Below are 1,401 nucleotides of genomic sequence, written 5' to 3'. Positions count from 1 at the left end.
TATATTGATCATCAAAATAGTCAGAGTGACCCGTCTGAAAAAAAGCTTTATGTGTATGATAAGGCAGTCACAGACTTTCATTGGTGGGCAAAACAAAAAAGCCATCAAAACTACATGATATCTGTTTTAAAAGAAAATTCAGTGGCTACTTGGATTGAACCCATAGGCTTTGATGCCAATAACCCTATCAACACGGGCATTGAAGATTACAGTATTTATGAAAACCAAGGCGTAAGATTTAATGTTTTACATTACCGTGACCCCGAAACACAAAAATTGCATCGTTTTGTATCGACGTTACCGAAATCAATAAACCCGGGTACGATTGCTATCCTGTATTACAAACGCTGGACCATTGAAAAAGCCTACAATAACAGTAAAAGTGACCTGAAAGAAAAAAAGGCTTGGTCTTCTTCGGTTAAATCACTCAATAATCAAATGCGCCTCACCACCATGACTTATAATTTAATGCGTGTTTGTGAAGAAATTTCAAAAATACAAGATCCTAAGTTGGTTCATCCCTCGGATAAAAAATATACTAAATCTCTTGAAAAAAGGCAGGAAAGAGCCAAGAATAAGGGTGGCTTTGTTAATCCATTATTGTTTTTGGAAAGAATTGCACGTATCAGCTCATATACCATTCGAGCCGTTCAAAACGCAATTATCACAGGAAAGCCTCTGGCCGACCTGATGTGTGCTTTGATGGCTCGGTTAGTTCCTGGATAGAGCTAATAGGGGAACACTGATGGATGAATTATATGACTGGGCAGAATTAAAATATCCAGAATATTTCCCTACACATCAGGACTCTTTTTATATACAAGGGTACTATGCACGATTTTATCAGGTAACTGATGTTTATATTGGGTCTTTAGAAGGAAGTCTTTATGTTTACGGGGCCCAGTTCGGTGGATTGCTAGAACTCGGAGAGCTAAGTCACTGGGTAAAGGAAATGAAAGCTGAGCAAATGGCCACGGAGGAAATGGATAATATTTAAAACCATAGATTAGTTGTAAATGTTTCATCAAACGGCGCTTTTTTTAAAGCGCCATTTAATTACTTATAGGATATGAATTATGAACTTTAAAAAAATAACAGCCTCGTCTCTCCTGCTTGCTGGTATAGCAATGTCACCGCATGCCTTGGCAGCCCAGTCTTTTGATGGGCATACGGTTAATGTAGCATTTGAAATATGGAATAATGATGATGCATTGCTTGGTGATGATGTATTGCTTTATATTGCAAATAAGAAAGATGTTCTGGCTAGTGACTTGGCTTATCCTGATGAGAAAGATTTTTATGCTTATTCTCCAAACATAGATCATTTTTACTGGGACATAGATTTTAGCCAGAATATGATTGAACTGACTTATGCGTCTATAGACGATCATTATATAGAAT

General features: G+C 37.2%; 3 protein-coding genes. All 3 read left to right on the top strand.

Annotated features, from left to right (window positions below; genetic code table 11):
• The coding region (locus BTHERMOSOX_RS11215; RefSeq protein ID WP_171004695.1) for a hypothetical protein at window positions 1–726 on the top strand (726 nt) is incomplete at its 5' end.
• Window positions 727–745: 19 nt separating this feature from the next.
• Window positions 746–997 carry a hypothetical protein gene (locus tag BTHERMOSOX_RS11210; protein ID WP_138121147.1) on the top strand — a complete coding sequence of 84 codons (252 nt, stop codon included), beginning with the start codon at window positions 746–748 and terminating at the stop codon, window positions 995–997.
• A gap of 79 nt (window positions 998–1,076) precedes the next feature.
• Window positions 1,077–1,401 (top strand): hypothetical protein (locus tag BTHERMOSOX_RS11205; protein WP_138121202.1); only part of this gene is annotated, 325 nt, incomplete at its 3' end.

It is taken from the genome of Bathymodiolus heckerae thiotrophic gill symbiont, assembly GCF_900128515.1.
Lineage (GTDB): Bacteria > Pseudomonadota > Gammaproteobacteria > PS1 > Pseudothioglobaceae > Thioglobus_A.
The sequence above is the reverse complement of the archived record's forward strand: the minus strand, read 5'-3'. Positions and strand labels throughout refer to the sequence as shown.